This is a genomic window from Luedemannella helvata, from assembly GCF_039528415.1.
GTDB classification, from domain to species: domain Bacteria; phylum Actinomycetota; class Actinomycetes; order Mycobacteriales; family Micromonosporaceae; genus Luedemannella; species Luedemannella helvata.
On record NZ_BAAALS010000025.1, the window covers coordinates 1 to 4427 of the forward strand.

The 4427-nt window shown below is 69.2% G+C and carries 4 protein-coding genes; 1 reads left to right on the forward strand and 3 read right to left on the reverse strand.

Annotated features, from left to right (window positions below; translation table 11 throughout):
* Positions 1–103: 103 nt before the first annotated feature.
* A complete protein-coding gene (gene gltX, locus ABD191_RS21935) occupies positions 104–1531 on the reverse strand; it encodes a glutamate--tRNA ligase (RefSeq protein ID WP_344085205.1) in 1428 nt (475 codons plus the stop codon).
* A 189-nt stretch (positions 1532–1720) separates the two neighbouring features.
* Between gltX and ABD191_RS21940 the strand changes: the two genes are divergently transcribed.
* Positions 1721–3076 carry an Ig-like domain-containing protein gene (locus ABD191_RS21940; protein WP_344085209.1) on the forward strand — a complete coding sequence of 452 codons (1356 nt, stop codon included), beginning with the start codon at positions 1721–1723 and terminating at the stop codon, positions 3074–3076.
* Positions 3077–3313: 237 nt separating this feature from the next.
* Here ABD191_RS21940 and trxA read toward each other — a convergent pair whose 3' ends face one another.
* Positions 3314–3649 carry a thioredoxin gene (trxA, locus tag ABD191_RS21945; RefSeq protein WP_344085211.1) on the reverse strand — a complete coding sequence of 112 codons (336 nt, stop codon included), beginning with the start codon at positions 3647–3649 and terminating at the stop codon, positions 3314–3316.
* Complete coding sequence (locus ABD191_RS21950; RefSeq protein ID WP_344085214.1) at positions 3628–4011, reverse strand: MerR family transcriptional regulator; 384 nt, start codon at positions 4009–4011, stop codon at positions 3628–3630. The genes trxA and ABD191_RS21950 overlap by 22 nt, the downstream gene beginning before the upstream one ends.
* Positions 4012–4427: the final 416 nt, after the last annotated feature.

Below are 4427 nucleotides of genomic sequence, written 5' to 3' on the forward strand. Positions count from 1 at the left end.
ACAACCCCGAGCCGCCTGACCAGCACCACAGGTTCATTTTCGAGTCAACGTCGGCCGAGGCGGCGGCGGGCCGTCGGGCGAGGGCGGCGGGCGGGTGGGGGCGTTATTGGAGGCGGGTCAGGGCCGTTTGCAGGCGGGCTAGGGTGCGGTCGCGGCCCAGGACCTCCAGGGACTCGAAGAGGGGGAGACCGATCGACCGGCCCGTGACCGCGACCCGGACCGGGGCCTGGGCCTTGCCGAGCTTCAGGCCGCGGGCGGCGCCGACCTCTTCGAGCGCGTTCTTGAGCGGCTCGGCCGCCCAGTCCGGCGCGGCGCTGAACGCGTCGGCGGCGGCGCGCAGCAGGTCGGCCGCGCCCTCCTTCATCGCCTTGGCCCACGCGGCCTCGTCGATCTCCGGCGACTCCAGGAACAGGAAGTCGACATTCGGGATGATCTCGGAGAGGACGGCGACCCGGGTCTGCGCGAGCGGCGCGACGGCCGCGAACGCCGCCGGATCGTAGGCGTCGGCCGGCCACGGGGCCACCCGCGCCCCGCCGATCTCGCCGGTCAGCCACGGCTGGCACGCGTCGATGAACTCCTCGACGCTGAGCGCCCGGATGTACTCGCCGTTGAAGGCGCGCAGCTTCTTCTCGTCGAAGAACGCGGGGGAGGGGTTGACCTCCTCCAGGCGGAACTCGTCCTCGATGACCTCCCAGGGGACGATCTCGCGGTCGCCGCTGGGCGCCCAGCCGAGCAGCATGAGGTAGTTGCGCATGGCGTCGGCGAGGTAGCCCTCCGCCCGGTACGCCTCCAGCGCCACCTTGTCGCGCCGCTTGGAAAGCTTCTGGCGCTTCTCGTTCACCACGACCGGCACGTGCGCCCAGATCGGCGGGGTCACGCCCAGCGCGTCCCAGAGCAGTTGCTGCTTGGGCGTGTTGGGCAGGTGCTCCTCGGCCCGGATCACGTGTGTGATCTTCATGCTGATGTCGTCGACGACGTTGGCGAGCAGGAAGACCGGCGAACCGTCGCCACGGGCGATGACGAAGTCCTCGATGAGCCTGTTCTCGAATGTCGGCTCGCCCCGGACCAGGTCGACGACCGTGGTGACGCCCTCGTCGGGGGTACGGAAGCGCAATGCGCGGCCCGGCGCGGCCTCCAGCCCGCGGTCGCGGCAGAAGCCGTCGTACCCGGCGTACTGCGCGGCGCCGCCGCGCGCCGCGGCCCGCTCGGTCACCTGCTCCCGGGTGCAGTCGCAGTAGTACGCCCGACCGTCGCGCAGCAGCTGGCCGGCCGCGTCACGCTGGGCCTGGGCGTTCTCGGACTGGAAGTAGGGGCCCTCGTAGGTGCCGCGCGCGATGCCGATCCAGTCGAGGGCCGACAGGATGCCGTCGGTCCATTCGGGTCGGTTACGCGACAGATCGGTGTCCTCAATCCGCAGGACGAAGGTGCCGCCGTGCTGCTTGGCGTAGATCCAGTTCTGCAGGGCCGACCGGGCACCGCCGACGTGGAACATTCCCGTCGGGGATGGGGCAAAGCGAACGCGTACCGTCACGGGTTCAGGGTAGGTCGAAGGCGGTGCGTGCCCGCAACCAGGTTCCGTGTCCGGGACGCAAATAGGGCAATTACTGACTGCCGATACGGCCGGTATGCAGGGCTTGATGCGACGAAGTAGCCTCCGGTGCAGGCGCGCCAGGGCCCGTTCCGCCCGCGCGCCATGGGTGGTTGTGCGGGAGGAGTCGTCATGGTGCGGTCCGGTCGGTCCAGGCTGCGAATCGCCGCAGCGTTCGCGCTGACGGTCGCGGTCGCGCTGACAAGCGCATGCGGCGGGTCGGCCGACGCGAAATGGCATTCGCCTGGCGACAGCACCGCGAGCCCGGGCGCCTCGGGCGGCCCGTCGGGCTCCGCGCTCACCATCTCGCCCGGCCCCAACGCCAAGAACGTCTCGCCGGCCGCGTCGATCAAGGCCGAGATCGCCGCCGGCACGCTGACCGAGGTGAAGCTCACCAACTCCGCCGGCAAGGTCGTCAAGGGCAGGTACGACGCTGACAAGCGTACGTGGACCGCCACCGAGAAGCTCGGTTACAACAAGGCGTACACCATGAAGGTGACGGCGACCGGCGACGACGGCAAGCAGTACGACCAGACGAACAAGTTCACGACGGTCAAGCCGAACAACCTGACGCTGCCCTATCTGCGCGCCAACTACGCCGTGCTGCTCAACGGCGGCACCTTCGGCGTCGGCCAGCCGATCACGGTCTGGTTCGACGAGCCGATCAAGGACAAGAAAGCGGCGCAGAAGGCGCTCTCGGTGACGACCGACCCGCCTGTCTACGGCGCCTGGCACTGGTTCGACAACCGCGAGGTGCACTGGCGGCCCAAGGAGTACTGGCCGGCCGGCACCAAGGTGACCGTGAAGGCCAACGTCTACGGCAAGAACCTCGGCGGCGGCCTCTACGGCCAGGAGGACGTCTCCGCGACGTTCAAGATCGGTGAGTCGCACATCGCCATCGCCGACGCCAAGACGAAGCGGATGAAGGTCTACGTCGACGGCAAGCAGGTCAAGAAGATCAACGGCCGCGACGTGAGCGCCGGCATCCCGGTGAGCCTGGGCAAGGACCAGGTCGAGACCGGCGCGAACGGCGAGCTCATCGACTTCCGCACGTACTCCGGCGTGCACGTGGTGATGCAGAAGCACCAGGAGTACCGGATGACGTCGGCGAGCTTCGGCATCACCGACAAGAAGTCGCCGAACTACTACGACACCTTGATCAAGAAGGCCGTCCGGATCTCGAACTCGGGCGAGTTCTTCCACATGGCCGACTGGAACATCCCGCAGCACGGCAAGGTGAACACCTCACACGGCTGCATCAACATCGGACCGGCCTACATCAACTGGATGTTCGACACCTTCCGGCCCGGCGACATCATCGACGTGAAGAACACCGGCAAGAACCTGGACCCGCGTGACGGCCTCGGTGACTGGCAGATCAGCTGGAAGAAGTGGATCGCGGGCAGCGCCCTGCCGGTCGACCCGGAGTTGAGCGAGGGGACGGAGACCCCCGCAACGCCGCAGCCCACGAACACCGCGACCCCCTGACCCCGGCCACCGACGCCCTGGTGGGGCGGGTGGGGCCGGGGATTACGTGGCCCGGCGGGGTCGACGGCCGGTCGACTCCCGCACCACGAGGCGGCGGGCTGGCGGCGACCCGCCATGCGCGAGGTGTGCCTGAAGCTGTCCCAGCTGGGCACTTTCCGGCGACGGGACCGCTAAGGCCACGGTCCTGCTGATCACGTGCTGGTTGTGGTCGACCTGTTCCAGAAGTTGCGGCGCTGGTCAGGCGGCGTGCGCGTCCAGGAGCTGGCGTAGCTGCGTCTTCGGCCGGGCGCCGATCGTCGACCCGACCAGTTCGCCGTCGCGGAAGACCAGTAGCGTGGGCAGGGACATGACGCCGTACGCCCTGGTCGCTGCCGGGTTGTCGTCCGTGTTCAGGGTGACGACCCGGATTCGGCCGGCGTACTCCTCGGCCAGCTCGCCGAGCGCGCGCGAGATCATCTTGCAGGGCGGGCACCACTCGGCCCAGAAGTCCACGACGACGGGGCCGTCGGCGCCGAGCACCGCCTCGGCGAACGTCTCATCGGTGACGGCGGTCAGCAGGTCATGGCGCAGCACGGTGTCTCCCGGTCGTTGATCGCATCATTCAGTTGAGTACGGAGCTGGTCCCTGACCGCCGTCATCTCGTCGATCGCGGCGTCGACCTCGGCGAGCTTGCGGCGCAGCACGGCGACAGAGTCAGGGCACACGTCGCCCGACTCGTTGCCGGCCCGCAGGCAGTCGACGAACGGCCGGATATCGTCCAGTGCGAAACCCACCGCCAGCAGGGCACGAATCTCGCGCACCACGCGCAGCTCCGCGTCGTCGTACACGCGGTACCCGTTAGCCGCCCTGCCGGCGTGCAGCAGGCCCTGATGCTCGTAGTAGCGCAGCGTGCGGGTGCTTGTGCCCGCCCGCTGCGCGAGTTCCCCGATCCGCATGTGTACGACGCTAAACCTTGCCGCCGACGTCAAGGCAAGCGTCGTCGCGGCCCGATCCCGCCGGTCTCCCGGGTCGCCGCCGCGGGCCTTGGCGGGTCAACCCCATGCCGGGTCGCCAAAGTCGTGACTTTGGCGAGGGGTGAGGTGTGCCGGGTCGCCATAGTCGCGGTTTTGGTGGGGCCTGACCCGTGCCGGGTCGCCATTGTCGTGACTTTGGTGAGGGGTGAGGTGTGCCGGGTCGCCATAGTCGCGGTTTTGGTGGGGCCTCACCCGTGCCCGGCCGCCAAAGTCACGACTATGGCGAGACGCGCCCCGCGCGAGGTCGCCATAGTCGTGCTTTTGGCGGCGCGGCGGCCGGTGGCCGGCGGCGCGGCGGCGCGGCGGTGCGGCCGTGCGGCCGTGCAGCGGCGGGTGGG

Bases quoted from the DNA above. Each gene is read 5' to 3' on its own strand.
- ABD191_RS21940 (WP_344085209.1), top strand. From the start codon at position 1,721: ATGGTGCGGTCCGGTCGGTCCAGGCTGCGAATCGCCGCAGCGTTCGCG.
- ABD191_RS21950 (WP_344085214.1), bottom strand. From the start codon at position 4,011: ATGCGGATCGGGGAACTCGCGCAGCGGGCGGGCACAAGCACCCGCACG.